This is a genomic window from Actinoplanes sp. NPDC051388 (assembly GCF_055586225.1).
In genome coordinates this window covers 525,818-551,673 of the sequence record NZ_JBVJIP010000004.1, presented here as the reverse complement: position 1 = coordinate 551,673, position 25,856 = coordinate 525,818, and the positions used below count along the sequence as shown (strand labels likewise).

The 25,856-nt window shown below is 68.2% G+C and carries 25 protein-coding genes and 2 pseudogenes; 14 read left to right on the top strand and 13 right to left on the bottom strand.

Annotated features, from left to right (window positions below; genetic code table 11):
• A pseudogene (locus ACZ6TI_RS14225) lies at positions 1–325 on the bottom strand (hypothetical protein); the annotation flags it as partial.
• Between the two features lie 603 nt (positions 326–928).
• Here ACZ6TI_RS14225 and ACZ6TI_RS14220 point away from each other — a divergent pair.
• Complete coding sequence (locus tag ACZ6TI_RS14220; protein ID WP_465345446.1) at positions 929–1,915, top strand: NAD(P)-dependent alcohol dehydrogenase; 987 nt, start codon at positions 929–931, stop codon at positions 1,913–1,915.
• Positions 1,916–2,041: 126 nt separating this feature from the next.
• Complete coding sequence (locus ACZ6TI_RS14215; protein WP_465345445.1) at positions 2,042–2,293, top strand: DUF7662 domain-containing protein; 252 nt, start codon at positions 2,042–2,044, stop codon at positions 2,291–2,293.
• Between the two features lie 92 nt (positions 2,294–2,385).
• Here the strand turns inward: ACZ6TI_RS14215 and ACZ6TI_RS14210 are convergent, their stop codons facing one another.
• Positions 2,386–3,420 carry an SMP-30/gluconolactonase/LRE family protein gene (locus tag ACZ6TI_RS14210; RefSeq protein ID WP_465345444.1) on the bottom strand — a complete coding sequence of 345 codons (1,035 nt, stop codon included), beginning with the start codon at positions 3,418–3,420 and terminating at the stop codon, positions 2,386–2,388.
• Here ACZ6TI_RS14210 and ACZ6TI_RS14205 point away from each other — a divergent pair.
• Entirely contained in the window at positions 3,389–4,012 is a 624-nt protein-coding gene (locus ACZ6TI_RS14205; RefSeq protein ID WP_465345443.1) for a TetR/AcrR family transcriptional regulator, read from the top strand. The two genes, ACZ6TI_RS14210 and ACZ6TI_RS14205, sit on opposite strands and share 32 nt — an antisense overlap.
• 346 nt (positions 4,013–4,358) lie before the next feature.
• On the opposite strand, the gene ACZ6TI_RS14200 is transcribed toward ACZ6TI_RS14205, so the two are convergent.
• The 4 genes from ACZ6TI_RS14200 to ACZ6TI_RS14185 all read right to left on the bottom strand — a co-directional run bounded on the left by ACZ6TI_RS14200 (position 4,359) and on the right by ACZ6TI_RS14185 (position 5,831).
• Complete coding sequence (locus ACZ6TI_RS14200; protein WP_465345442.1) at positions 4,359–4,778, bottom strand: DUF6069 family protein; 420 nt, start codon at positions 4,776–4,778, stop codon at positions 4,359–4,361.
• Positions 4,771–5,217 carry an SRPBCC family protein gene (locus ACZ6TI_RS14195; RefSeq protein ID WP_465345441.1) on the bottom strand — a complete coding sequence of 149 codons (447 nt, stop codon included), beginning with the start codon at positions 5,215–5,217 and terminating at the stop codon, positions 4,771–4,773. Before ACZ6TI_RS14195 ends, ACZ6TI_RS14200 begins: the two co-directional genes overlap by 8 nt.
• Positions 5,214–5,546, bottom strand: coding sequence for an ArsR/SmtB family transcription factor (locus ACZ6TI_RS14190; RefSeq protein WP_465345440.1), 333 nt, complete (start codon positions 5,544–5,546; stop codon positions 5,214–5,216). Before ACZ6TI_RS14190 ends, ACZ6TI_RS14195 begins: the two co-directional genes overlap by 4 nt.
• 138 nt (positions 5,547–5,684) lie before the next feature.
• Positions 5,685–5,831: a hypothetical protein gene (locus tag ACZ6TI_RS14185; RefSeq protein WP_465345439.1), complete on the bottom strand. Its 147-nt coding sequence runs from the start codon at positions 5,829–5,831 to the stop codon at positions 5,685–5,687.
• Between the two features lie 347 nt (positions 5,832–6,178).
• Here ACZ6TI_RS14185 and ACZ6TI_RS14180 point away from each other — a divergent pair, with 347 nt between their 5' ends.
• Positions 6,179–6,895 carry a hypothetical protein gene (locus ACZ6TI_RS14180; protein ID WP_465345438.1) on the top strand — a complete coding sequence of 239 codons (717 nt, stop codon included), beginning with the start codon at positions 6,179–6,181 and terminating at the stop codon, positions 6,893–6,895.
• Positions 6,896–7,173: 278 nt separating this feature from the next.
• Here the strand turns inward: ACZ6TI_RS14180 and ACZ6TI_RS14175 are convergent, their stop codons facing one another.
• The gene (locus tag ACZ6TI_RS14175) at positions 7,174–7,440 is read right to left on the bottom strand and encodes a hypothetical protein (RefSeq protein WP_465345437.1); all 267 of its coding nucleotides are present in this window, start codon (positions 7,438–7,440) and stop codon (positions 7,174–7,176) included.
• 510 nt (positions 7,441–7,950) lie between these two features.
• Between ACZ6TI_RS14175 and ACZ6TI_RS14170 the strand changes: the two genes are divergently transcribed.
• Positions 7,951–8,136, top strand: coding sequence for a hypothetical protein (locus tag ACZ6TI_RS14170; RefSeq protein WP_465345436.1), 186 nt, complete (start codon positions 7,951–7,953; stop codon positions 8,134–8,136).
• Between the two features lie 56 nt (positions 8,137–8,192).
• Entirely contained in the window at positions 8,193–8,348 is a 156-nt protein-coding gene (locus ACZ6TI_RS14165; RefSeq protein ID WP_465345459.1) for a hypothetical protein, read from the top strand.
• 51 nt (positions 8,349–8,399) lie between these two features.
• Here ACZ6TI_RS14165 and ACZ6TI_RS14160 read toward each other — a convergent pair.
• The 3 genes and pseudogenes from ACZ6TI_RS14160 to ACZ6TI_RS14150 form a co-directional block, all read right to left on the bottom strand.
• Positions 8,400–8,608: pseudogene (locus ACZ6TI_RS14160) on the bottom strand (helix-turn-helix domain-containing protein); the annotation flags it as partial.
• A 51-nt stretch (positions 8,609–8,659) separates the two neighbouring features.
• Positions 8,660–9,769 carry a glycosyltransferase gene (locus tag ACZ6TI_RS14155; RefSeq protein ID WP_465345435.1) on the bottom strand — a complete coding sequence of 370 codons (1,110 nt, stop codon included), beginning with the start codon at positions 9,767–9,769 and terminating at the stop codon, positions 8,660–8,662.
• A gap of 581 nt (positions 9,770–10,350) precedes the next feature.
• Positions 10,351–10,593: a hypothetical protein gene (locus tag ACZ6TI_RS14150; RefSeq protein ID WP_465345434.1), complete on the bottom strand. Its 243-nt coding sequence runs from the start codon at positions 10,591–10,593 to the stop codon at positions 10,351–10,353.
• 230 nt (positions 10,594–10,823) lie between these two features.
• Here ACZ6TI_RS14150 and ACZ6TI_RS14145 point away from each other — a divergent pair, with 230 nt between their 5' ends.
• The 3 genes from ACZ6TI_RS14145 to ACZ6TI_RS14135 are packed head-to-tail and all read left to right on the top strand — an operon-like array spanning position 10,824 to position 17,745.
• Positions 10,824–16,787 (top strand): amino acid adenylation domain-containing protein, encoded by a 5,964-nt coding sequence (locus ACZ6TI_RS14145; RefSeq protein WP_465345433.1) that lies wholly within the window; start codon positions 10,824–10,826, stop codon positions 16,785–16,787.
• Complete coding sequence (locus ACZ6TI_RS14140) at positions 16,784–17,005, top strand: MbtH family protein (protein ID WP_465345432.1); 222 nt, start codon at positions 16,784–16,786, stop codon at positions 17,003–17,005. Before ACZ6TI_RS14145 ends, ACZ6TI_RS14140 begins: the two co-directional genes overlap by 4 nt.
• An 11-nt stretch (positions 17,006–17,016) precedes the next feature.
• The gene (locus ACZ6TI_RS14135; protein ID WP_465345431.1) at positions 17,017–17,745 is read left to right on the top strand and encodes a sulfotransferase-like domain-containing protein; all 729 of its coding nucleotides are present in this window, start codon (positions 17,017–17,019) and stop codon (positions 17,743–17,745) included.
• Here the strand turns inward: ACZ6TI_RS14135 and ACZ6TI_RS14130 are convergent.
• The gene (locus ACZ6TI_RS14130) at positions 17,724–19,475 is read right to left on the bottom strand and encodes an ABC transporter ATP-binding protein (protein ID WP_465345430.1); all 1,752 of its coding nucleotides are present in this window, start codon (positions 19,473–19,475) and stop codon (positions 17,724–17,726) included. The genes ACZ6TI_RS14135 and ACZ6TI_RS14130 overlap by 22 nt on opposite strands.
• A 111-nt stretch (positions 19,476–19,586) precedes the next feature.
• Here ACZ6TI_RS14130 and ACZ6TI_RS14125 point away from each other — a divergent pair, with 111 nt between their 5' ends.
• The 5 genes from ACZ6TI_RS14125 to ACZ6TI_RS14105 all read left to right on the top strand — a co-directional run bounded on the left by ACZ6TI_RS14125 (position 19,587) and on the right by ACZ6TI_RS14105 (position 23,584).
• On the top strand, positions 19,587–20,048 hold the full coding sequence (locus tag ACZ6TI_RS14125; RefSeq protein ID WP_465345429.1) for a metal-sensing transcriptional repressor: 462 nt from the start codon (positions 19,587–19,589) through the stop codon (positions 20,046–20,048).
• Positions 20,049–20,309: 261 nt separating this feature from the next.
• Positions 20,310–20,540, top strand: coding sequence for a hypothetical protein (locus ACZ6TI_RS14120; RefSeq protein ID WP_465345428.1), 231 nt, complete (start codon positions 20,310–20,312; stop codon positions 20,538–20,540).
• 122 nt (positions 20,541–20,662) lie between these two features.
• Complete coding sequence (locus ACZ6TI_RS14115; protein WP_465345427.1) at positions 20,663–21,325, top strand: response regulator transcription factor; 663 nt, start codon at positions 20,663–20,665, stop codon at positions 21,323–21,325.
• Positions 21,326–21,386: 61 nt separating this feature from the next.
• Positions 21,387–22,469 carry a sensor histidine kinase gene (locus tag ACZ6TI_RS14110; protein ID WP_465345457.1) on the top strand — a complete coding sequence of 361 codons (1,083 nt, stop codon included), beginning with the start codon at positions 21,387–21,389 and terminating at the stop codon, positions 22,467–22,469.
• Positions 22,470–22,837: 368 nt separating this feature from the next.
• Complete coding sequence (locus ACZ6TI_RS14105) at positions 22,838–23,584, top strand: AfsR/SARP family transcriptional regulator (protein ID WP_465345426.1); 747 nt, start codon at positions 22,838–22,840, stop codon at positions 23,582–23,584.
• 7 nt (positions 23,585–23,591) lie between these two features.
• Here ACZ6TI_RS14105 and ACZ6TI_RS14100 read toward each other — a convergent pair whose 3' ends face one another.
• A complete protein-coding gene (locus ACZ6TI_RS14100; RefSeq protein ID WP_465345425.1) occupies positions 23,592–24,863 on the bottom strand; it encodes a BNR-4 repeat-containing protein in 1,272 nt (423 codons plus the stop codon).
• Between the two features lie 12 nt (positions 24,864–24,875).
• Positions 24,876–25,814 (bottom strand): FG-GAP repeat domain-containing protein, encoded by a 939-nt coding sequence (locus ACZ6TI_RS14095; protein WP_465345424.1) that lies wholly within the window; start codon positions 25,812–25,814, stop codon positions 24,876–24,878.
• Positions 25,815–25,856: the final 42 nt, after the last annotated feature.

Below are 25,856 nucleotides of genomic sequence, written 5' to 3'. Positions count from 1 at the left end.
CGTCGTAGGGGGAGTACCAGCGTCCGGAGGTCGCGGCGCAGGAGCTGTCGGTGACAACGGAGGTGCCGTCTCGTTTGAGGACGGTCTCGCGGGTGCTGCAGGTGCCGGAGATGGTGATCCAGTGCGGGAACTTGTCCCGCGAGTAGCCGCTCATCGAGCCCTGCGTGGCTACGGTCAGGCCGTGGAGCTGCGACTGCGCAGTCGCCTTCGACGGGATGCCCGGTGGTGTGGCCAGCGCCGGGGTCGCCGGTGCGAGTAGGCAGACGGTCGCCGCGATGGCGGTGGTGATCAGGGTTCGGACAGGGTGGCGGGATGTACGGGTCATGGCCTGCTCCCATCAACTGATCTTGGCGGCAAACGACTTCCTGCGCTGCCGGCCTCGATATTGATGGGTGCAAGTGTGAACGAGGGTGCGGTCCTAGTGAACATCCCGTAGCGGTCCTATCAGCGCCGCGTGACAGCCGTGTTCAGCACCACGTCGGTAGGACAGCCGCTGGTTTCCCGAGTAGGACGGCATCGCCGGATTTCCGTGATATCCGCGGTGGCACGACCGATCGGTGCCGTCCCTCGGTGGTGAGGCCATCGCGGTCGAGGCCACGAAGCCTGAGATCGACCGCCGGTCAGAATGAGCAAAGGCCGCAGACCTGTCGGACTTTCCGACGCCAGTCTGAGCCGTCATCCATGCTCGGGCCAGACCGAGGCTGACCTTTTGCTACGTGGGCGGAGCGCTCGCTGTGGCTCCGGCGAGGACGTGCCAAGCCGTCGAGGGCTCAGCCGAATTTCATGCCGTGCTGTCGGCGCCTTCGACGATCACGCGCACGATTCCGATGAGCGGGCGTTCCGCTCGTTCTGCGCGAGGGTGGTCGTCCTGGACTCGAGCTGATCGTCCTCAGCGGGCGCACAGAGGGTCTGCCGCATCATCGTCGGCATGCGAGCGGTGATGTTCGACCGGTATGGTCCGCCCGATGTGCTCACCCAGGTCGACCTGCTGACGCCCGTGCCGCGGGCGGACCAGGTGCTGGTCCGGGTGCACGCCACCACGGTTACCTCGGCCGAATGTGGGATGCGCCGGGGCGAGCCTCGGTGGGGGCGGATCATCATCGGTCTGCGTCGCCCGCGCCGGGGTATCCGGGTGCTCGGGTTGGAGTTCGCCGGCGAGGTCACGGCGGTCGGGTCGGCGGCGTGTCGGTTCGGGGTCGGGGATCGGGTCTTCGGCTTCACCGGCTTCGGCGTCGGCGCGAACGCCGAGTACAAGAGCCTGTCCGAGCGGGCGTCCATGACGACGATGCCGGCGGACGTGACGTACGCACAGGCCGCGGCCACGGTCGATGGATTCACCACCGCTTGGCACTTCCTGCACGATCTGGCCGAACTCCGACCTGGACAGAGAGTGCTGGTCATCGGCGCCTCCGGCAGTATCGGCGCGTATGCCGTCCAGCTCGCCAAGCACCTTGGCGCCGTCGTGCACGGCGTGTGCAGCGGCCGGAACGTCAAGCTGGTCGAGTCGCTCGGCGCGGAACGGGTGTTCGACTACACCGTCGAGGACTTCACCGTCAGCGGCGAGCGCTACGACGCGGTCTTCGACACGGTAGGTCGCAGTTCGTTCGCCCGCTGCCGGCCGGTGCTGGCACCGCGAGGCTGCTACCTGCCGACAACAGGCCTGGTGAACAATGTGCTCGCGGTCCGCACGGCGGTCACCGGTGGCCGGCGGGTCCGGACCGGGATGTCGGTACGCAAGCACGCGGCCCTGGCCGCGTTGCGCGACCTGCTCAGCGATGACCGGCTCCAGATTGTCATCGACCGGAGCTATCCGCTGGCCGAGATCGTCGAGGCCCACCGGTACGTCGACAGCGGACACAAGGTCGGCAACGTCGTGATCACTATCGTGGACGCGGGACACCCCGCCCTGCCGTGATCTAGGAGGGGCGCGCCACAGCCGAACAGCCCGGGGACGCGACCGTCGATCCCTGATCGGCAAAGACGAGCTGCACGCCGAGATCTCGCACTGCCTCGGCGGGCGGCGAGCCAGGAGAGCTTCGCTGTGGCGAAGTACCAACCACTGACAGCGTTTCTAGAACGACAGGAACGACCCTCGATTCAGATGTCGTTCCAGCGGCTCGAGCAGATCATCGCGGCGTCGCTGCCGCCGAGCGCCCGCGTGGACCGCACCTGGTGGGGTAACACCGTCAACCGATCCCGCGTCCAAGCACACGCGTGGCTAAACGCGGGGTGGGAGGTCGATGCGGTCAACCTCGCCAAAGAACTGGTGATCTTCAATCACAACCGGAGATGATCCGTCGGACCGATCCAGGCATGCAGACATGCCGATGAGTTGGTCGTGGAGTAGGTGGCTGGTGCCGAGACCGGGGGTCCGGGACCAGGTGATCAGGGCCAGCCGACGTGTGGGGCGGGTGCCTCGGTAGCGAGTACCTGTCCTGTTCTTGGGCCGCCGAAGGGATTCTCCGGGTTCCACACCGCGGCCATGATGAACAGCGTTTGTCCGTCCGGGCCGCCGAGCATGCAGGCGAACGGGTCGCGGTCCAGTTCGACGCGGTCGAGGATCTTGCCGCCTTCGGCCACCCGTACGCAGTCCCGTTGCCCTTGGGAGGTCCAGACCGCGCCCTCTGCGTCGATGCAGATTCCGTCCGGGCCAAGGCCGTCGGCGAACACCCGCCGGTTCGACAGCTGCCCGTCCTCGGCGATGTCGAACGCGGTGAGAGTGCCGGTGAAGGATTCCGAGATGATCAGGGTGCGGTTGTCCGGGGTGACCACCATCCCGTTGGGGAAGGCGATGTCGTTGGCCACCTGCCGCGCTTTGCCGTCCGGTGTGATCAATGCGATGTAGCCGGGCACGAAGTCCGGGCGCTGGTGCAGCGGAGTCTGGTCACCCGCGGCCATGTCTGTCATCGCCCGGTCGAGGAACGCCAGGAAGTCGAAGTCGGCGCCGTTGACGTAGACGTTGCCGCGACCGTCGACGGTGATCTCGTTGAACCCGCTCGGCAGCCCGTCGAGGTGTCCGTACGGGGTGAGGGATCCGTCCGCATCCTGCACCAGCAGCCGCACCCCGTAGTTGGCCGTGCCCGGAACGATCAGCAGCCTGCCGTCGGGCAGCCAGTCGATGGAGTGCGGGGACACCGTGGCGTCGTCCATCACCACCTCGCTGTTGCCCTCGACGTCGACCGCGACGATCTGGTTGGTGCCCCAGTTGCAGAACCACAACCTGTCGTCGTGCCAGCGCGGGCACTCCCCGATACCGAGCCCGTCGAGCAGTACACGGGTGACCCTTCGCGGTGCCGACACGATCCCTCCCGAAAGTAAACTGACCAGTACTTGCGAAACTAGACGGTATAGTACTGACCGTGGCAGGTACAGCGCCGGGTCGAGGCCAGTGAGCCCCCCGGAGACCCGCTCGGCCCGCAAGCGCCGCGCAATCCTGTCAGCGGCGACGGTCGTATTCCTGCGCGAGGGCTACGCCAGCACAACCATGGACCAGGTCGCGGCACTCGCCGAGGTATCAAAGCTGACGATCTACCGGCACTTCGCCGACAAATCAACCCTGTTCACCGAGGTCGTAACGAGCACCGTCGACCACGCCAGCAACGTGGTCCAGCAAGAAATCCTCGCGCTCGGCCGCACCGATGACCTGGAAGCCGATCTGCGCGCCCTGGCCCGCCGCCAGCTGGGCCTGGTGATGCAGCCGCACCTGCTACGGCTGCGCCGGCTCGTCATCGCCGAACTGGCGCGGTTCCCCGCGCTCGGAAGAATCTTCTACGACCGCGGCCCCGGACGCACGATCGTCACCCTCGCGTCGATCTTCGACAAACTCACCGCCGACGGCATGCTCAGCGCCGAAGACCCACACCTGGCAGCGACCCAATTCAACTGGCTCGTGATGGCCGAACCACTGAACCGGGCCATGCTCCTCGGCGTCGAGGAAACCCCGGCCACAGCGGACCTCGACCGCCACGCCGACCATGCCGTACGGACCTTCCTCGCCGCCTATCGGCGTTGACAAGCAACGAACCTCTGTTCGCCGTACCCAACCGCGGCAAGAACCTCCCGATGAGCTGCGCCAACGTGATCGAGGCGCAGGTGGATCTCGGTGGCGGGATACAACCCAAAACTGCTCCCCACGGGGACGGCTAGCCATAACGGCTGACCTGCCGATATAGCGGTATTGGATCACCGGGCGGTGCGTCCGCTGACGGGGTGATGATCTCGGCAGCCGGGTTCCGCCTGCGCTGGTAAGGCGTCGGCAGGCCTGGCGGCACGACCCCGTCTTGTAGATGGCTGGTGATCATGAGGCCCGCCGTCTCTCGTCCACGTCCCCAGGGCCGGCGCCGGAGGCCCGGCGAGGCTCACGCCGTCGAGGGCTCCCGTTGCCTCGTCCGGTGGCGCAGGGCCAGGACCGCGACCACCGTGATGGGCACGAGCACGACGTGGCACAGCGCCAACGTGGTCTTGCTCGTCGCGTCGAAGTCGGCCGGCAACGTCATCAGGGCGATCGTGCCCAGCGCCAGCACCGGCCCAATCACCAGCGCCGCCTTCGTCACCCAGTCGCCGAAGCGGGACAACAGCGCCACCGCGCTCAGCCCGATCAGCAGCGGCACGGCGCTGAACCCGGCGACCGTCACTGCGTCCACTTCGGACGGACCGGCGGCCGCGGTGAACCGGAACGTGCCGCCGGCGGCACGGCCCGCGGCGTACACCAGCAGATTGATCACGACCGCGGCGAGCACGCTGATCGCGACGACGGCGGGCCGCGGGAGCCTAGCCATGGCGCTTCAGGAATTCTTCGATGCGGTCGAGGGCGCCGGCCCAGACCTCGGCGACGAAGAAGTCTCGGACCTCGGGCACCGGGAATCCGCTCTGCTGCACGGTCATCAGCGTGCCGCCGTCCTTCTCTTCGAAGGTGATCTCGATGCGGGTGGTCATGGTCATGCCGTCCGGGCCGGATCCGGTGGACTCGGTGACCAGCCGGTGCGGGCGGTCGATCTCCAGGAAGGTCTGCGTCTCGCGGAACAGGGTGTCGCGGTCCGGCCCCCAGACCGCGGTCTGCTGACCGCCGACCCGCAGGTCGACCTCGATCTCCACGATGCCGGGTTGCTCGTCGAGGATGGTGTACCAGATCTTCTGCTTCTCGGCGTCGGTGTACGCGTCGAAGACCTGCTCGGGCGATGCCGGCAACAGCCGGGTCACCCGCATGTCCAAGGTCATGAGTCCTGCCCTTTCGTACGGAAGTAGGCCTCGAGACCGTCGAACCGACGCTCCCAGAGCCGTTGGTAGAAGTTGATCCAGGCCATCGCGTCATCCAGTCGCTCGGCGCCGAGCCGGCATTGCCGGGAGCGGCCGACCTTCGTGGTCTCCACGAGGCCGGCGTCCTCGAGAACCTGCACGTGCTTCTTCATGCCGGTCAGGCTCATCCCGGTGGGTCCGGCGAGCTCACCGATGGACTTCGGGCCGTCGCCGAGGCGGGCCAGGATGGCGCGCCGGGTCGGGTCCGCCAGGGAGGCGAAGACCCGGTCGAGGACATCTTGCTGAACCATGTGGTTCACCTTATGACACTGAACTTATTAGTTCAATGTCGGGTGCAGGATTTCCCGCGGCCATCACTCGACCGGTGCCCCTCCGCCGAGCAGCTCCGTCACGCGTTACCGCCCGACGCCGGCGTCACCGCGCGCCACTCAGCCTGCGTCGAGCCCGAGGGACGACGCCATCAAGGGGTCCATGTTGCCGATGTCCGGTCCGTGCTCACGGCCCTGCATGACCTCGTCGTCCGCGTCCGCCTTGGCTGAACACCACACCCCACGCACCCGGACACCCGCCAGCACGCCAGCACGCCAGCACAACCCGCAACGTATCAAGATCCCGGACCGCGGTGACATCCCAGCCAAGCCCGCACGCAAGGTCGCGACATTCAGCAACGGCGAACGCGCGGAACTGCCGACGAGTGGGCGGCTGTGGCTGATGCGTGCTTCGCGGGCCAGCAGCGAGCGTGCCTCAGAACGCCAGGATCTACCATGACGCCGTGGGCGGAATCGGAGAGTTTCAGCGTTGGTTCTGGAGTGTTCTGACCCCGAGTCGCTCGCGCGATTCTGGTCTGACGTCTCGGGATCCCATTGCCCGGACTGACGAATCCTCGGCGCCCCTGGAGGTTTCTGGACTCGGCCGAGGTGGCATGAGTTACGCGGCGCTGATCCGACCCGTGATCGACCGGGTGTACGTGGGCTTCCGCAGTGCGGGACGAGAGCGCATACAAGCGGTCTACGACGAGTACAAGGTGCGGCCGGGTTTCGAGAGCAGCTTCTATTTCGGGTTGCTGGCCCGACCGATGCCGGCCGACAGCTTCGCGGCGGTGACCACGTACTCCGGCTCAGACATGACCGTTGAGCTGGCGCAGGGCGTGGCCGAGGTCGACACCGATGGCGCCTGGCGGCTGACCGGGCTGGGCCGGCAGGTGGCGCTGGCGGTGCAACGTGGATATGGCGACTGGGCTGCGGAGCTCTGGGACCGGAAATTGATCGAGACGATGCCCGGCATGGCCGTAGTGCCCCGGCTCACGGAACTGGTCGGCCGCCTGCTGGAGGCGGGTCAGGCTACTCGGGGCCCGGCGTTTCGGGCGATGACCCCAGTGTACGAACCGCCCAACTCACCCGCGGCGCTGCGCCTGACCACTCGCCTCGGCGCGCTGCGCCACCACCGGGGCGACGCGCACCGGGCGGCCTGGGCAGCCTGCGGGCTCACGCTCGCGCAGCTGCGGGCGATGCCGGTGGACGACCCTCAGCGACGGGCCGTCGAGGACGAGACCAACCGGCTGGACGAGCCCATCTACAAGGCATTGTCACCGCAGGAGCGCGACGAGCTGCTCGCCGGGCTAGGAGCGCTGCCCGGCTGACCGGTTGCTCTACCGCATCCACGGACCAGCATGCGCGAATCACGGAATGCGTGCCAGAGCCGTTCGTTTGGCCCCACCATGACGGGGCGGATTCCCTCTGAATGGGGGAGGCTGGCGCGTCCAGTCCTCTCCGTAGACCCCGCGGGCAGCCTCAGGCGGTGAGGCCGTTCGCTCCGGCGAACATCAGCGTACTGCCGAGCGGCGATGCAACCGTGACGTCACCAACATCGATACACCCCGTTGCCCCGTCGAGCGTGAGGCTCCACGGCGGATGCCGGTCACCGAGCGGCTTCAAGTGCGACAGCGCTATCTTGATCTCCGCTCTGTCCCCAGAGGGAAACGACGGAGCCAGCGCCAGCGGTCAACATCCGGTTGCTGTAAACATCGTCCAGTTGCCTCGGTGCCCGGTTGTCGTTGCTGGACTTGCGGTTGTGATGAATCTCGATCCACTCAACGCCGCTCACCGCCGCCTCTTGCCGCCCCGCGTTGTACCCGCCTGCCCCGATCTCGTCGGAGAGGCTGGTCAACACGTCCTTCTCGTGCATGACTCTACCGATGGTCCAAGCGGCTGACCGCCACCGCCAACGGCAACGGCAACGGTCTCATCGCCCACGCCGGTGCCGCCGTGCTACGACTGACCGCGGACCGTACGGGTCTGATCCGGGCGCTGTCGGACGCTCTACACCGCGACGACTTCACGCCCGGCCATGACTGGGGTCGGGTGCTGACCGACACCGCGTCATGATGGCCGACGGCGGGAACATCATGCGCGCCATCGGCGTGTTCCGTTACCAGAGCGACCTCCTCGGCGAGGTCGCCTCCCCGGCCACGCTGAGTCGCGCGCTCGACGATGCGGGCCCGCATCGCCTCGACGCCGCTCGGCGCCCGGGTCTGGAACGTCGTCCCAGCCCACCACGGCGGTATCCCCGCGGCCTTGGCCCCCACCGGCGACCTCGGCGAGACCATCGTGCTGCGCATCGACGCGCACTTCATCGACACCGACTTCCGCGACGAACACAGCCGAGCGGCCGCGCGGCCGTTACGGACACCACCCCATGGCCGTCATTTGTGCGAACACCGGCGAATGCCTGGCCCAGCACTTGAGTCCCGGCACCGCCGGCGCCAACGACGCCGCCGATCACATCGCGCTGCTGACACGGGCCATCGCTCAGATCCCGGCCCGCTACCGGAGCAACATGCTCATCACCGCCGACGGCGCCGGCGCCACCACGACCCGCTGAACTGGATCACCGCACTGAACCGTCACGCCGACGACGGCGATCCCCGACTACGACCGATGCCCGGACTCCAGACCGATCGGACCGCCCAGGTGGCCATCGCCGGGCACGCCTTCGTGCAGAATCTGCGACGCGGCCACTACGACATCTCACTCGACACTCCGCCGGCCACCAGACTCGCCGCGGCGTTCACCTGTCTCGCGCGAGCCATCTGACCGGCGGCGGCCGAGGAATTCGTCGCGCTCGCCGAACAGATAATGCAACGGAGCCATCTCGTGTTTGCACAGCACCTGCCGTAGCCGTTCGCGGCCGAGAGCGACGTGCCGGTCAGGTAGCCGACGAGTTTGCGGATGCTCCAGCGGGTGAACGGTTGCCCGAGTTTCACCGGGCGAGTGTTGGCCGTCGTGACGATGAACTGCTCATCGTCATCACTGATCTGGCGGGGACGGCCACCCGCCATTAGGGTCCAGGCTGGCCATCCCCATCGACTTGGGCTCGCGGCCGATGCGGCTACGGTTCGACGCGGCTAACGGCTGCGGCTGACGGACCGGATCTCGCCACGCCGGCCGATCTCGTATCGGACGCCACGCCAGATGATGCTCCGCGCGACCAGCCCGCGAGCGAACAGCACCGGCACAGCGAGTAGCTCGTACGGCACGGACCACAGCGCTGTGGCCACGCCCGTGCCGGGGTACGCCCGCCGGACCAGCACGGCGGTGGCCAGGAACCGCACCGCGAGCGCTGCCGCGGCCACGACGAGCGCACCCGGCAGGGCCGGCCGGGTCGCTGGCACGGCAGCGGTTGCGAGCAAGGCGACGGCGGCCATCAGCACCGGGTGCCAGACCAGCAGGATCGCCAGATACGTGCCGAGCCCTTCCGCTCGCAACAGGGTCAGCCACTTCAGCAGCTGTCGTACCCCGCCGGTCAATGGCACCTGCTCGTACCGCATCGACACGGTGCGTGGCACCAGCTCATTGCGCAGCCCGGCCGCGACCACCGCCCGACCTATTGCCGCGTCGTCGCTGACCGTCGTGGTGAACGGTTCCAGCCCGCCGATGCGCTCGCGTGCGGCCGGGCTCATCAGCCACAGGCCACCGGTGACGAACGGCGCGTTGCGGGTCAACGCGAACGCTCCCATGTAGAGCTGGTAGTAGAGGTTGCTGTAGATGGCGACCAGGACGCCGCCTGCCGGCCCCGGGCCTCGGTAGCGGGGCAGCATATAGACCACGCCGGCGTCCCGCGCGGCCAGCGCGCGCAAGCCCGTGGCCAGGGTGTCCGGGTCGACGCGCACATCGGCGTCCATCGACGCGATCACGGGATGCCTCGCACCCGCCGCGGCGACGACGAGGTTGTGCTGCTTGCCCATCCGGTCGCCGGCCGATCCGGTGACCACCACCGCGATGTCGACGTTGGGGTGCCGCCCGCGCACCCGTTCCGCGACGGCGTAGGCCGGGTCGTCCTCGGACTCCATCGCGAACCGGTACTCGACCTGCCCCGGCAGTCGGGAGGCGACCAGTGCCTCGAAGTTGTCCTCGGTCGCCGCGTCGGCGCCTTTCACCGGCACGAGCACCGACAGCGGGACCGGATCGACGGCCGCTGCGGCCGGGTCGAGCCGGAATCTTGACGCGAAGGTCACGGCCGAACCAAGACACGCCAGGACCGGAAAGGCCGCGATTGCCAGGAATACTAACCCCAGGACCATGCACCGAGGATACGACGACCGTTCGGAGCGAGGCTCACGCTTGGTCGTCACGTCGAAGTCAGGTCCACGTCCTCAGCCTGGTCGAGGACCCCGCGTACCGGCGGGAGATGAACCGGATGCGCAACCTGCAGGAACAACGCCATGGCCTGGGCCACAAGGTGTTCCACGGCCGCAGACCAACTCGGCGCGCTCGGCTTTGTCTTGAACTGCATCAAGCTGCGGAACACCATCTATCCAGATCGCGCGCTGGCCACCTTGCGGGAGCTGGGTTATCCGGTACGTGACGTCGACGCGGCCCGTTTGTCGGTCTACCGACACGAACTCCCACGACCCGTATGGCAGGGGTCCGGCGCCCCCGTTTACCCCCCGAAAACCCCCGTCGGCGGGCGACAATCGGTGACAACTGCTGATCAATGCTTGGTTGCGTTTGTCCAGCTCAACGCAAGGTTTCGACAACCAATGACAAGTGATGGACCGTCGCGGTCGGTAACAAGGGGTCGCAGGTTCAAATCCTGTCAGCCCGACAGCGAAACGGACAGGCCACGCTCGTCGGCCATCCGACGCACCGCCTCCGGCGAGAGCGGCGGCAGGCGCCGGGTGCCGCGGTGGGAGGCCTCCTCGCCGATCACCGTACGCAGACCGGCGACGTCGCCCGGCCCGTCGTCGCGGAAGCTGACCACGACCACGGCATGAGCAGATGACCGTAGTTGGTTGCCGGATCGAGGCGCCGGGTTGCCCTTGCGCGGCTTTGCTTCCATGGTCACTCGGATTGTCCTGCCTGGTCATTGCTCATTTTCGGTGGCCGGCTAGTGATAGCGACGCAGCAGACCGCCTTCTTGTGCATCGGTTTCGCGGTGATTTTTAGCATGTTGCGTTTCTTGTCGGAGAACTCCACAGTTGCCGAGCATTACGCCAGTTGTGATCGTCGCTGCGACGGCGAACGTCCTAATGACGTCGGTCGCCGAGGCGCCGCTTCGAGGAGGCAGTTGTGCTCGACTTTCCGCCAGGCAACCCGCCGACGCTGCCGGAGTTGTTCGCTGCGCAGGTGGAGCGCGGTGCCCGGGAAACGTCCGTGGTGAGCGACGACGGCTCGATGTCCTTCGTGGAGCTGGACGAGCGTTCCAACCGGCTGGCCCGGCACCTCATCGACCAGGGCGTCGGCCCCGAGGTCGTGGTGGCGCTGCGGATGGGCCGCTCGGTCGAGTTCGTCGTGGCGGCCCTCGCGGTGGCCAAGGCCGGCGGGGCCTACCTGCCGGTGGACGTGGCCTATCCAGCGGCGCGCGCCGAGTTCATGATGGCCGACGCACAGGCCCGATGCGTGGTGACGACGAGCAGCGCCGGAACATTGCCGTCCTCGGCGATCACCGAGGTGGTACTCGACGACACGAAGATCGCGGACGAGATCGCCGGCCTCGACGCGAGCGCCATACGGAGTTCCGACCGCCACGAGACCCTGCTGCCGGAACACGCCGCGTACATCATCTACACCTCGGGCTCGACCGGCGTGCCGAAGGGCGTCGTGGTGACCCACCGCAGCGCGCAGAACCTCGTCCGGACCCAGGCCGGGATTCTCGGGCTGGGCCCCGGGCGCCGGCGGCTGCAATTCGCATCGGTCAGTTTCGACGCGTCGGTGTCCGAGGTGTGGACCACGCTGCTGTCTGGTGCGGCCCTGGTCGTGGCGGACGGATCGCGGCTGGTTCCCGGGCGCGAGCTGGTTGACCTGGTGCAGAGCCGAGGCGTCACGCATGTGACGCTGCCGCCCTCGTTGCTGTCTGCTGTGGAGGATGCCGGGGGCCTGCCGGGTCGGGTGACGCTCATCGTGGCCGGGGAGGCGTGCCCACCCGCGGTGGCGGCCCGTTGGTGCCGCGATCGGAGCATGCTCAACGCCTACGGACCCACCGAGGCCACGGTCGCGGCGACCGTGAGCGACCCGCTGACCGGCGACGGCACGCCACCGATCGGGCGGCCCCTGCCCAACGTTCGGGCGTACGTGCTGGATGAGCTTCTGCGGGAACAACCGGTCGGTGTCGCCGGTGAGCTGTACCTGGCCGGTGCCGGGCTGGCCCGCGGATACGCCGGACAGCCCGCATTGACCGCACAGCGCTTCGTCGCGAACCCGTTCGGCACACCCGGTGAGCGGATGTACCGCACCGGTGACGTGGTGCGGCGGCGGACCGACGGTCAGATGGAGTACCAGGGCCGCGCCGACGACCAGGTCAAGATCCGGGGCGTACGGGTGGAGCTGGGCGAGATCGAGTCGGCGCTGATGGGTTTGGCCGGCGTGGACCAGGCCGTCGTCGTCGCGCACGGCGACGGCGCGGATCGACGGCTGGTCGCCTACGTCGTGGCCGACCCCGATGGCCCGGACGCCGCCACTCTGCGGCGGGACCTGGCCGCGGTGGTGCCCGACCATCTTGTGCCCTCAGTGCTCATGATGGTCGACTCGATGCCGGTGACGGTGAACGGCAAGGTCGACCGTCAGGCTCTGCCGGATCCGACCGCCGACGCGGGTGTACGGGACTACGTGGCTCCGGTTGGCGCGGTCGAGCGGGCGCTGGCGCGGCTTTGGGAAGAGGTGCTCGGCGTTCCCCGCGTCGGTCGCACCGACGAGTTCTACCGCCTCGGTGGTCATTCGCTGCTGGCGACGCAGCTGGTGAACCGCGTCCGGACGACGATGAAGGTCGAACTGCCGGTCCGCGACCTCTTCGAGGCCTCGACCCTGGCCGACCTCGCCCAGCGGGTGTCGGTGCTGAAGGCCGGCACGCGCCCGGTGCTGCGGCGCCAGGTGCGCCCGGCGATGGTGCCGCTGTCCTACCCGCAGCAGCGGATGTGGCTGACCACGCAGTTGCGCGGCAACGACGGGGCTTATCACATTCCGGTGGTCGTCCGCCTGTCCGACGGCCTCGACGAGGGGGCCCTGCGTGCCGCGGTCACCGATGTCGTCCGGCGGCACGAGCCGTTGCGCACCCGCTTTCCGGTGCTGGACGGGCAGCCCCGGCAGCAGGTCGTGCCGATGGCCGAGCTCGGCGAGTTGCTCGTGCGCGAGTGCGTCGCACCCGGGGAACGGGAAGACACCGTCCGGCGTGTCGTCCGGGAAGGATTCGACCTGACGACGCAGATCCCGCTGCGGGCGCGTCTGCTGGAGCTCGGATCGGACGACTTCATGCTGGTCCTGGTTCTGCACCACATCACCGCAGACGGCGCCTCGATGGAGCCGCTGATGCGCGACCTGCAAGAGGCGTACGAGCGGAGACGCGCGGGCCGCCGGCCACAGTGGACCGAGCTGCCGGTGCAGTACGCCGACTTCGCCGTGTGGCAGCGGGAGCTGGTGCGGCTCGCCCGGCCCCGGCTCGCGTACTGGCGGGACCTTCTCGCCGATGTTCCTCACGAGCTGGCACTGCCGGCCGACCGGGGCCGGCCGGCCGAACCGACGTACCGCGGCCGGTCGGTGCCGATAACAGTGCCGGCCCAGGTGCACGAGCAGGTGACGGCGACGGCGCGCCGGCACGGTGCCACCGTCTTCATGGTGCTGCAGTCGGCCGTGGCCGCATTGCTCTTCCGGCTCGGCGCCGGCCCCGACATCCCGCTCGGGTGGCCGGTGTCCGGCCGGGTCGACGAGGCCTTGGAAGATCTGGTCGGCTTCTTCGTCAACACTCTGGTGCTGCGGGCCGACCTCACCGGCGACCCGTCCTTCGACCAGCTCATCGGCCGGGTACGCGAGCAGGACCTGCTGGCCTTCGGCAACCAGGACGTGCCCTTCGAGAGCGTGGTCGAGGAACTGAACCCGCCCCGGGCGCCGGGCCGGCATCCGCTGTTCCAGGTCATGGTCGCCTCGCAGGTCGGCCGGTCGGCGCGATTCGGCCTGGCCGGCGTGCGCTCGGAGCGGATGGGCGTGGGCTCCGGATCGGCGAAGTTCGACCTGAGCATTCAGTTCGTGGAGTTCCACGATCCGGCCGGCCGCCCGTCCGGCATCGGCGGCGAGGTGATGTATGCCTGTGACCTGTTCGACCACGACACCGCCGAGCGGATGGTCGGCATGCTCGGCCGTCTGCTGGCCGAGGCAGTGGTGCAACCGGGCCTTCCCATCGGCCGGCTGCCACTGATGAGCACGGAGGAGCGGCTCGCGGTCGAGGCGGCGAGCACGGGGGACGTACGCGATTGGGACGCGCGGCCCTGGCCGCATCACCTCATCGAGGAACACGCCCGCCGGAACCCGGACGCGACCGCTGTGCGCTTCGAGGGGGTGGATCTGTCGTACGGGGAGCTGAATCGCCGTGCGAACCGACTGGCGCATCACCTGATCACGCTCGGAGCGGGCCGCGACACACTCGTGGGCATCAGCATGGAACGTGGGTTCGACCTGGTCGTGGCCGTCCTGGCGATCTGGAAGACTGGAGGCGCGTTCGTCCCGCTGGACCCCGACCTGCCGGCCGCCCGCCTGTCGTCGATGATCGCCGACGCCGCCGTCAGCATCGTCGTCACGCACCGGGCCACCCACGATCGGCTGGCCGGTCACGACGACCTGCTGTTCTGTCTGGACGAGCCGGACAACGCTCTTTCCGCACAGCCCGCGCATGATCCCGGCGTGCCGGTCGACGGCGAGGACGCCGTGTACGCGATCTACACCTCCGGATCGACCGGCACGCCGAAGGGCGTAGTGAACGTCCGCGCGGCCGTCGGCAACCGGCTGAACTGGATGAACGAGCGGTTCGGCCTCGGCCCGGAGGGCCGGGTGCTGCAGAAGTCCCCGTTCACTTTCGACACCTCGGTCTGGGAGTTGTTCTGGGCGCTGATGAACGGGGCGACCCTGGTCATGTCCCGGCCCGGCGGGCACCGGGACGCCCGCTATCTGGTTGAGCTCATCCAGCGGGAGCGGGTCACGTTCGTCGACTTCGTCCCATCGATGCTCGAGATGTTCCTGCGTGAGCCGGACGCCGTGCGCTGCACCAGTCTGCGCCACATCATCGCCGGCGGGGAGACGCTGACGCGCAGCCTGCGGACCCGCTTCGCCGAAGCGCTACCCAGCACCGAGATCTACAACCTGTACGGGCCGACCGAGGCCGCCATCGGCGTGACGAGCTGGCTGTGCCGCGACGACGACGGCCGTAGCGCGCCGATCGGCGTCCCGATCGCCAACGCGCGCGTCTACGTGCTCGGTCCCGACCTCGGCCACGTGCCGCTGGGCATGCCGGGCGAGATCTACATCGCCGCACGTCCGCTCGCCCGGGGCTACCTGAACCGGGCCTCCCTGACCGCGCAGCGGTTCGTCGCCGACCCGTTCGTACCCGGGGAACGGATGTATCGCACCGGTGACCGCGCCCGACGGCGCGCCGACGGGGCGATCGAGTTCCTCGGCCGCGACGACGAACAGGTGAAGATCCGCGGCGTCCGGGTGGAGCTAGGTGAGGTCGAGGCGGCGCTGCTGGGGATGCACGGGGTGGAGCAGGCGGTGGCCATGGTGCATGGCGACGGCGTGGACAAGCGGCTCGTGGCGTACGTCGTCGGCTTCGACCCCGACCCGGTGCGGCTGCGCCGGCAGATGCCGGCGGTGGTGCCGGCCCACCTGGTGCCGTCGGCATTCATGGCGATGGACGCGTTTCCTGTCACCGTGAACGGCAAGGTGGATCGCCGCCGGCTGCCGGATCCAGGCGTGACGAACACCGAACAGGCTTACGAGGCGCCGGTCGGACCGGTCGAGAAGTCGTTGGCCGAGCTCTGGCAGCGCCTGCTCGGCGTGGCGCGGGTGGGTCGCGACGACAATTTCTTCGCGCTCGGCGGTCACTCGCTGCTGGCGATGCAGATGGTCAACGAGCTCCGGACACTGCTCCGCGTCGAACTGCCATTCCGGGCCGTCTTCGAGAGCCTGACGCTCGCCGGCCTGGCCGCCCGCATCGACGACCTGCCGCGGTTGCCGGATGCCGAGTCGCAGGCCTCGCCCGAGGACCGGATGCGCGTCCTGGTCGCTCAGGCGCTGGGCGTCGGCGAGGTGGCGGCCGAGGACAACCTCTTCGACCTCGGCGGCGGCCGGGAAACCGTCGAATCGCTCACGCGGGCCATTGGGGCCGAGTTCGGGGTAACCGTCAACCCCCTCGTGGTGTCTGCCGTGCCGACCGCCAAGGACCTGGCCGGGTGGCTCGCGGCCGAGCCGGAGGAGGCGACCCTTGACGTGGTGGTGCCGCTCCGGGCCGGTACCGGCCCGGTGTCGCTGTTCTGCATCCACCCTTTGGGCGGGCTTAGCTGGCTCTACTACCCGCTGGTCAACGCGATCCCGCCGCCCGTCGGCGTGTACGGGGTCCAGGCTCGCGGCCTGGGACCGGGCGAGGAGTTGCCGGCGACCGTGACGGCGATGGCCGCCGACTACGTCCAGCAGATCCGCCTCGTCCAGCCGGAAGGGCCGTACCACCTGCTGGGTCTGAGCACGGGCGGCGAGATCGCCCACGAGATGGCCGTGCAGTTGCAGCGTGGCGGCGAGGAGGTCGCCCTAGTCGCGATGCTGGACGCGCGCCCGACGCCGCAGCGCCCGGCGACCCAGGTGGAGCGGCTGAACGCGGTCGCCCGCCACTTCGACCTCAACGTCCCGGCCGAGCAGCGTCCCCACCTCACCGGCGACATCCTCTACGAGCAGCTCCGGCAGCGGCAGGGACCGTACTCGTTCCTGATGCGGCAGAAGGGCCGGGCCACGGTGGACTTCTACGAGAACATGATCAAGCTGACCGACGGCCACAAATTCTCCGTCCTCGAGGGCGACGTGCTATTCGTCGAGGCGATCGCCGCGCGCCCGGAGGAGCACTACTTCGCACCGATGTGGCACCCGTACGTCTCCGGCATCGTCGACGTCATGGCCCTCAACTACAAGCACCGGCAACTCGCCCGGGCCGAGGTGCTGGAGCTGATCGGCGCACGGGTGGCCGAACACATCCGTCTCACTCCCACGAAAGGGCCGACAGCGTGAGCAACCCGTTCGAACGCGAGGACATCAGCTACTTCGTGCTGGTCAACGACGAAGGCCAGCATTCGCTGTGGCCGCAGATGATCGACGTGCCGGCCGGCTGGCGTACGGTGCTGGGCCCGGAGAGCCGCGACAACTGCCTGGCCTACGTCGAGAAGTCGTGGTGGGACATCCGGCCGGCGAGCCTGATCACCCGCATGGCGTCGGCGCAGAACGATTGAGGGCCGCCGCCATGCACTCGAACCTGCTCTTCCTCTGGGGAACCCCCCGGTCGATGTCGACGGCGTTCCTGCGGATGATGGTGGAACGAGGGGACCACGAGGTCTTCCACGAACCGTTCTCGAGCATCGTCGTACAGGGCTGGACCGTCGTCGGTGACCGCATCGCGACCAGACACGACGAGCTGCTGAAGCTGCTCGAGGAGCGCGCCGACGAACACCCGGTGTTCGTCAAGGAGACCACCGAGTACGACTACCTCACGACCGGCGGTGAGTGCATCCCGCAGGTCGGGCAGCACACCTTCATCATCCGCGACCCGCGCTCGGTGATCCCGTCGCACTACGCCATGAACCCGGACATGGTCTGCGAGGAGATCGGGTACGGCTATCAGGTGCAGATGGCGCGGCGCGTCCGCGAGTGGACCGGCGTAAGGCCGTACGTGGTCGAGGCCGAGGATCTGCTCACCGATGCGCACGGTGCGGTCGAACGCTACTGCCGGCACACCGGAATACCGTTCCTGGAGTCATCACTGTCCTGGCAGCCCGGGGACCAGAAGGTGTGGAGCCGCACCTCGCAGTGGCACCGCGACGCGGCCGGCAGTTCCTGCTTCACTCGCCCCGCGCGCACCTACAAAGCCACAGTAAAGAACGACCGCTTTCTGTACGAGTGCTATTGGCACCATCGGCCGTACTACAACGTGTTGCGCAAGTGGTCGCGTTCTTACGCCGTCAACGCTGCATAGAAGCCGCCGATCGAGATCAGGCTGTCGTGGGTGCCCGCCTCGAGGATCCGGCCGCCGCGCATGACGACGATCTGGTCGGCATCGCGGATGGTGGACAGCCGGTGCGCGATGGTCACCGTGGTACGGCCGCGAGCGAGTTCTTCGAGAGCGCGCTGGACCGCCCGCTCGGTCGAGTTGTCCAGCGCGCTGGTCGCCTCGTCAAGCACCAGGATCGGCGGATCACGCAGCAGCGTCCGGGCGATGGCGATCCGCTGTTTCTCCCCGCCGGAGAACCGATGCCCGCGCGAACCCACGACGGTGTCGTAACCCTGGGGAAGCGCGACGATGACATCGTGGACCTGAGCGGCCCGCGCGGCCCATTCGACCTGCTCGTCGGTGGCGTCGGGTCGCGCGTACCGAAGATTCTCCCGAACCGAGGCGTGCAGCAGATAGGTGTCTTGGCCCACCATGCCGATCGTGTGGACCAGCTCGTTGAGCCGCAGTGCGCGTAGGTCGAAGCCGTCGACGGTGATCCGGCCCGCGGTCGGGTCGTAGAGCCGCACGATCAACGTGGCCACCGTGCTCTTGCCCGAGCCGGTCTCGCCCACCAGCGCGAGCGAGGAGCCGGGCGGCACGTCCAAGGTGATGCCGCTGATCGCGGGTTTCTCGCTGCCCGGATAGGTCAAGCTCACGTCCTCGAAGCGCAGGTGGCCGCGGACCGGCCGGGGCAGCCGCACCGGCAGAACGGGGTCGTCGACCTCGACCGGCAGGTCCAGGTACTCGAAGATGCGCGCGAACAGCGCCGTCGACGAACTCAGCGAGACGCCGACGTCGAGCAGGCCCATCATCGGCTGGAACAGCCGCGACTGCAGGCTGGTGAAGGCCACGATGGTGCCGATCGTCAACTTGCCGGCGGCAGGCGGCAGGCCCGCGCTCAGATAGATGATCGCCGGGATGGCGGCGAAGATGATGTTCATGGAGGCGCCCCGCCAGCGACCGGCAAGCTGCGAGCGCAGTTGCAGATCGACGAGGCGGGCCGACGACCCGGCGAAGCGTTCGATCAGCGCCGGGCCGGTACCCATGATCTTGCTGAGTTGCACACCGCTGATCGACAGGCTCTCCTCGATGATGACGTTGAGGTCGGCGAGCTCGCGCTGACGTTTCGCGGTGATCTCCTTACGCATCCGTGCGACCCGGCGGGCCAGGAAGAGCGCCGGCGGCAGCACGATCACCGACACGAGGAAGAGTTGCCAGGACAACACGAGCATGGCGACCGCCGTGGCGACGACGGTGGTCACGTTCGACGCGATCGAGGTGGCGGTCGAGGTGACGACCGCCTGCATGCCGCCGATGTCGTTGGTGATCCGCGACTGGATTTCGCCGGCGCGGGTGCGGGTGAAGAACGCGACCGACTGCCGGTGCAGATGGGTGAAGACGTCCACCCGCAACTTGTGCATGATCCGCTGGCCGACGGCGGTGGCGATCCAGGTCTGGGTGATGCCGAACACCGCGGTCAGGAAGGCCACCGCGACCAGACCGGCGACCAGCCAGCTCAGCAGATTCAGGTTCTGGGTGGGCAGCGCCTGGTCGATGATCCCGCGCAGCAGGAAAGGCGTAGCCATGCCGACCAGCGACGATGCGACGATGATGGCCGTGACCGCGGTCAGCCGTGGCCAATGCGGTTTGAGGAGGCCGCCGACGCGGCGCAGGGATACCTGGGGCGGCTGCTCCTCGTCCGTGGAACCATCCAAAACGTCGAACCTTCCTCCTGAGCGATGTGGCGTTGAGGGTACGGCGCAGAACCGGCCAAATCGCTGCTCCACCGATGATTGTGAAGTTGTCTGTTCGAGTGCACATTTTCGATGACCAAGAAATCGCAGGTGGGGGCCCGGATCGAGTCGGTCGAGCGGGCCGCGGGCCGGCCAAACGCGGTGCATTGGACGGAAGTGCCATCCGCGCCACGTGGTCCGGCGCTGACGTTCAAGACCGGGATGACGGTGACTTTCCAGGCTTCGACGGTTCCGCCCGGCTGCGTCCGGCGCCACCACGTCCCGAGGAATCAAGCACATGAACGACGAACACGGCATGTTTCCCTGCGCGGCATGGTTGCCGTGGTCACGGGGCGGGAAGCGGTTGGGCCTGGAGCGCTTCGGGATGCTCGGGCACTCCGCTGGCGGGGCCTACAGCGAGGACTGGACCCCGAGCCGAAGGACGGTCGGGATTGCGCCGATGCGGTGACTCAGCTCGCCGCCGTGTCCCGCGCTCTCGACCGAGTGGGCTTCAGGATCATTGCTAGCGGGGCTTCGGCAGTGCGTGAAGGCTGAGGAGGGCGGCGCTGACCAGAGCGTCGATCGCCACCACGACCGGCGCGCCGGTGTCGGTCCACACCGGATCTCGTCTTCCGGCGTGCGGCAGCAGGTCCGCGAGACGACCACGATCGCACTCACCAGGCCTTACGCGGTGGACATCGTAGGGACCGACCTTGCTCGCCGAGCGGGGCTCGATCTTTACGACCCCGCAACAGTGGATCACCTTGAATGATGTCTGCCGACGCCGAAGGGCGGCTCGGCAGAAAGGTCGACGTCATGAAGATCAAGAGTCCTCTCGCCGGGGCCGTGCTCGTCCTCGCCCTGGCCGGTGGCGGGGTGGCGATCGCGGCGTCCGTGGCCAACGCGGGCACCTCCGGCAAGACCGCCCCGGCGGGCCAGACTGCTGCCACGGACACGCCGGAGATCGGCGCGGTGGGTCAGACGGGTGACAAGCGTCCCGCTGGGGTGACCGTCGAGAAGGCTGAGGCGGCGACGCCGGCCAAGTAGAGCCACAGTGGTGGGCTGGGTCCAAGGTTTGACCGGCGCCCAGCCCGCCGTGGCGTCGTCCAGGCGAACCGGATGAGGGCACAACCGGGAGCGTAGGGTGAAAGCATCGAAGGGGAGCCTGCGTGAGAGTTCTGCTGGCGGAGGATGAGCGGATCCTCGCCCGAACCATTCGGAATGGGCTGCAGCGTGCGGGCTTGACGGTCGACATCGTTCATGACGGCCAGGCCGCGATGGAACTCTTGCAGTCTGAGGAGTACGAGGCGGTCGTCCTGGACCGCGACCTGCCGTTGCTCTCGGGTGATGACGTGTGCAAGTACATCATCTCCCACCGTTGCCCGGTGGGAGTGCTGATGCTGACCGCGTCGGCGGCGCTGGTCGACCGAGTCGCCGGTTTGCAGATAGGGGCTGACGACTATCTCGTCAAGCCATTCGAGTTTCCCGAACTCGTCGCGCGGCTGCGCGCACTACAGCGGCGGTCCGGTCATCGAGCACCGCCGGAACTCCGCTTCGGGGACCTTCGGCTCGACCCTTTCACGCACCAGGCGTTTCGTGGTGACACCTTGTTGTCGCTGAGTCCAAAGGAGTTTCGCATTCTCGAGCAGTTGCTGCGCGCGGATGGCGGCGTCCTCAGTGCCGGGACTCTTCTGCAGCGCGCGTGGGATGAGCACGCCGATCCCTTCACCAACTCCCCCCGGGTGGTCATCTCCACGTTGCGCAAAAAGCTCGGCAAGCCATGGCCGATCGAGACCGTTCCCGGTGTCGGGTACCGCGTTGTCCGCACCTGACGAGGAGAAGACTCCGCGGTTCGGCTCCCGCGGGTCCATCGGCACTCGCGTCATTGGGAGCATGGTCGCTGTCATCGCCGTGCTGGCTCTGGTCATGACCGCAACCATCACGCTGCTGATGACCTACGTTCCGGACAGCATTGTGGGTGCGGCGCCTGGGGTATCGCCCGACGGCAGCAGCAGTTCCTTTGCGTCGCCGGCGGGCGTATCGGGGCCAATGCTGCCTCGGCGAGAGGTCGAACGGCTGCTCGGGTTTTCGGCCGTTAGCGTCGCCGTCGTAGTCATCGCAGGAGCATTTGCCGTGCGCTGCATAGTGCGACGCTCACTCGCACCCTTGAATTTGATGATCGACGCGGCACGTCAGGCCGCGAAAACGAATCTGCGGGCTCGAGTGCCCGTCGGTCGTGGTCGGGATGAGGTCACCGACCTGGCTGTCAGCTTCAACATGATGCTTACGCGGCTGGACGACGCGTTCGAGGCGCAACGCCGTTTCGCCGCGAACGCCTCCCACGAACTTCAGACGCCACTGGCCGTCACACAAGCCGTTCTCGATGACGCGTTGGCCGATGCGCCGCCGGGATTGACACGTGAGCTCCTGCAAGACCTGCGCAACCTGAACAGCCGGAGCGTTCAAACCGTACGTACGCTGCTGGATCTGGCGGAGGCCCAAGGTGGCAAAGCCTTCCTGGGGCAGGTCGACCTGGCTCCTGTTCTCCGCGAGGAAGCGGAGAGTCATCAGGGAGCCGCGGTGGATCATGGCGTGACGATGCGCGCGGATTTCGATCATCCCGTCATTGTTGAGGCAGATGCGACTCTGGTCCGGCTCATGGTCCGCAACCTGCTCGACAATGCGATACGCCACAATCGTCGCGGTGGCCGGGTTGAGCTGGGCCTGCATGACGCGGGGCAGGAATTCGTCCTTGTTGTCGCCAACACCGGCGTACCGATGAGCGCGGACGAGGTCGCCAAGATTGTCGAACCATTCCATCGCGGCGCCGGGCGCCTGCAGATCCGGGGTAGCGGTCTCGGTGCCGCGCTTGTGGCCGCCATCATCGCTCGACACGGCTGGCAGCTTCGCCTGCGTCCCGGAGCAGGGGGCGGGCTGATCGCCGAGGTCCGGATGCCGCACGCCCAGGCAAGGTGAAACCGGCTCGTGCAGGGTGGACGTCCGCCGGCTCGGCTGCGTTCCAGCGGTGAACGCACGCGACATCGAGTCGGCTGGGTCACGTCGGGCGGCATCGGCCAGGTCCTCGCCGTTACGCAGAAAGCCGCCGGGCAGCGCGAGGCGGCCACGGTAGGGCTTCTTGCCCCGCTCCACCAGCAGCACCTGCGGCCGCCCCTCCCGCAGCGTGAGAATCACCAGGTCCACCGTGGCCTGCACGCTCGCGTGAGCGCGGTCGAGGAATCGCCATGGTCATCAGCACACCGCCTACTTGTCACATTGACACTAATCAGTTCGGGGATTACTGTCTGACAGACACAAAGTCGAGAACCTGACGGTGGGTGACCGCCATGAGCCACTTCCACCTGCTGGGCCCGGTGGAGATCGTCATCGGCGACGAGGAGGTGACGTTCGCCCGCCGCCAGCAGCGCGACCTGCTCGTGCTGCTGTTGCTGCACGCCAACCGCCCGCTCACCGTCGACCGCATCGTCGAGCAGATGTGGGGTGGCAGGCCGCCCTCCACCGCCAAGGCCCAGCTCAGCAATATGGTCTCCGCCATCCGGGGCAGGCTCGCCAGCGCCGCCACGCTCGCTCACCGGCACGGCGGCTACGTGCTGGACATCGCCGCCGACCTGGTGGACCTGTCCCGGTTCGCCAGCCTGACCGCGCGGGCCCAGGAGGCGCCCAGCCCCGCCGAGACGGCGATGCTGCTGCGCGCCGCCATCGGCCTGTGGCGGGGGCCGGCGCTGACCGGTGTCCGCGCCCCGTACGCCACCGCCGCCCGGACCGCCCTGGAGGAGCGGCGGGTCGGTGTGGTGGAGGACATGAACCAGGCGGAGCTCGACCTCGGCCTGCACACCCGCATCGTGTCCCGGCTCGCGGCGGAGGTCGCGGCACACCCGTTCCGGGAGCGGCTGCTGAGCCAACTGATGATCGCCCTGTACCGCAGCGGCCGCCAGGTCGAGGCGCTCGCCGCCTACCGCGGGGCGCGGCGACTGCTGGCCGACGAGCACGGACTCGAACCGGGCCCCGGTCTGCGGGCGATCGAGCGCCGGATCCTGCGCGCGGACCCGACGCTCGATCACGTTCCCCGGTGAGTTGCTGCTACCAGGTGTTGGTGCCGTAGAAGAGCTCGTGGGTGCCGGGGGAGGCCAGGTAGAGGTGGTCGGTCGCGCCGCGACGGATGACCGAGAGCCGCTCCACCGGCACCCCGGGCAGCAGCAGCCGCTCGGTCCAGGCGCCACCGCTGCGGCCGGCGGCGAACGCCTGGTCGCTCGCCTGCGTCTGCGCCTTGGCGTAGTAGATGCGGACACCCGAGCCGTACGCGGTCACGTCCACCGCGGCGGTGGTGTCGTAGCTGCCCTCGTACACCACTGAACGCCGCCACGCGCCGGCCCACTCGGCGAGCCGCACCCGGAACGGCCCACCCGGCGTCGACCGGTACCGGTAGGCGATCACCGGCTGCCCGTCGGCGGTGACGGCCACCTTCGCGCTCTGCACGCCCGGATCCACCGCCGCGTCCCGGTCGGTGATCTGCTCCTGCCCCTGCACCGGCTGGTACACGGCCGCGGTGCCCGGCCAGGTGGGCAACAGGATCCGGCCCCCGTCCGCGGTGGTGAACCGACCGGTGGCCCGGCTGTAGCGCAGGTACGACGCGTCGTGCCGCAGCCCGCTCGCGCCGCCGTACGCCCACTCCCAGACGATGTGCAGGTCGCCCGAGGGGTCGCTGGAGATGTCGTCGGGGTAGACGACGTAGCCATCAGCCTGGGCGAAGGTCACCACCCGCGACCACGCGTCGGCGACGTCGTCCCAACGGTAGAGGCGGCCGGCCGGGTACGCGCGGATGATGAGGTAGATGTCGCCGTTGTCGGTGCGGGTCGTGGCCGGGTACGTGTACTGGCCGCCGTGGTCCGGCATCTGCGCGGAGCGGTCCACGATGGACGTGACATCGCCCGGCGCGGTGGAGCGGTAGTAGCGCCAGTTGTCGTCGTGCATCGACGCGAACACGTGGATGTACCCGTCACCGTCGATCGCCATCGTCGGCTGGTGGTGCCCGACGTCGTCCGGATAGACGACGCATTCACCGGCGGCGGTACGCAGGCAGCCACGGGTCCAGGCGCCGTCGGCCTCCCGCCGGGCCACGTACACGGTGTGCCGGTCGGTGGCGCCGCCCTCGGACGCGCTGCCCCACGCGTTGTAGACCAGGTACGGCAGCCCGTCGAACTCGATCGGCTTCCACCACCCCGCCTGGTTGGAGGCGTCCATCCGGTACGGCACGAGGGTCGTGCTGACCGCCGCGCCGGCCGGGGTCGCCGGCACCACGATCCCGGCGACGACGCACAGGCAGGCGACCAGCATCGCACGGAACCTGCTCACCCTAACCTCCATTCAGGACACGCCGCCGGTGCGGACAGTCGGGTGTGTAGCGCCTTCCCAGTCCCAGACGAACGAGGACACCGAGCCGTACCAGAACACGTCCTCGTAACCGTCGCCGAGGAAGTCCCCCGCGACGGGCGCGTAGGTGCCGGTGATCAGCTCGTCGTGGACTTCCTTGCCGCCCGCTCTGAGATTCCACAATGGATCTATAGTGGAGGCGGTGTTGTAGAACAGGATGTCCGTCCACCCGTCCGCGAAGGCGTCCAGGGCGACCGGTCGATGCGCCGGCCCGGTGACCGGTCCGAACGCACTGATCGTCGGCGCGGCGAACCCGGTCACGAAGTCAACGAGGTGGTCGGCGTCGTTGCCACGACCGTAGAGGATGATGTCCGTGCCGCCGGTGCCGCTGAAGTCGCCGGCCAGCGGCACGTAGTCACCGGTGAAGTTCCGCACCGGCACGCTGACATGCGCGAGATCGCCACCGGGCGGGAACGTCCACAGTTGATCGGCCACCGCACCCGGCGCGTACCAGAAGACATCGTCGGTGCCGTTGTCGTCGAAGTCCCCGACGACCGGGTGGTACAGCCCGCCCTGGGTCTTGGCCACCTCCCGGCGTTCGGCGATGCCGTTGAAGTCCCAGATGAAGTCGCCCGCGTCCCCGGCCCCGAAGAAAAACAGCTCATCCTTGCCGTCACCGTCGAAGTCCCCGGTGAACGGCGTGTACGTGTGGGTGACGGGCAGCGTGTACGTTGGCCCCGACACGATGCCCGCACCCGCCTTGACGAACTCCGTGTACATCAGATCCAGGCCGTTGCCGGGCCGGTACTCGAAGATCTCGTCCCGTTCGTCCCCGATGAAGTCCCCCGCGACGCGGATGACGGTGGCCGCGCCCGCCGCCGGTCCGTCCGGCAGCACGCCGACCGTCGCGACGAGGACAACGATAGACGCCATTGTACTGGCGAACCTCTTTCTGCTGGCCGGCATGCGGCTTCC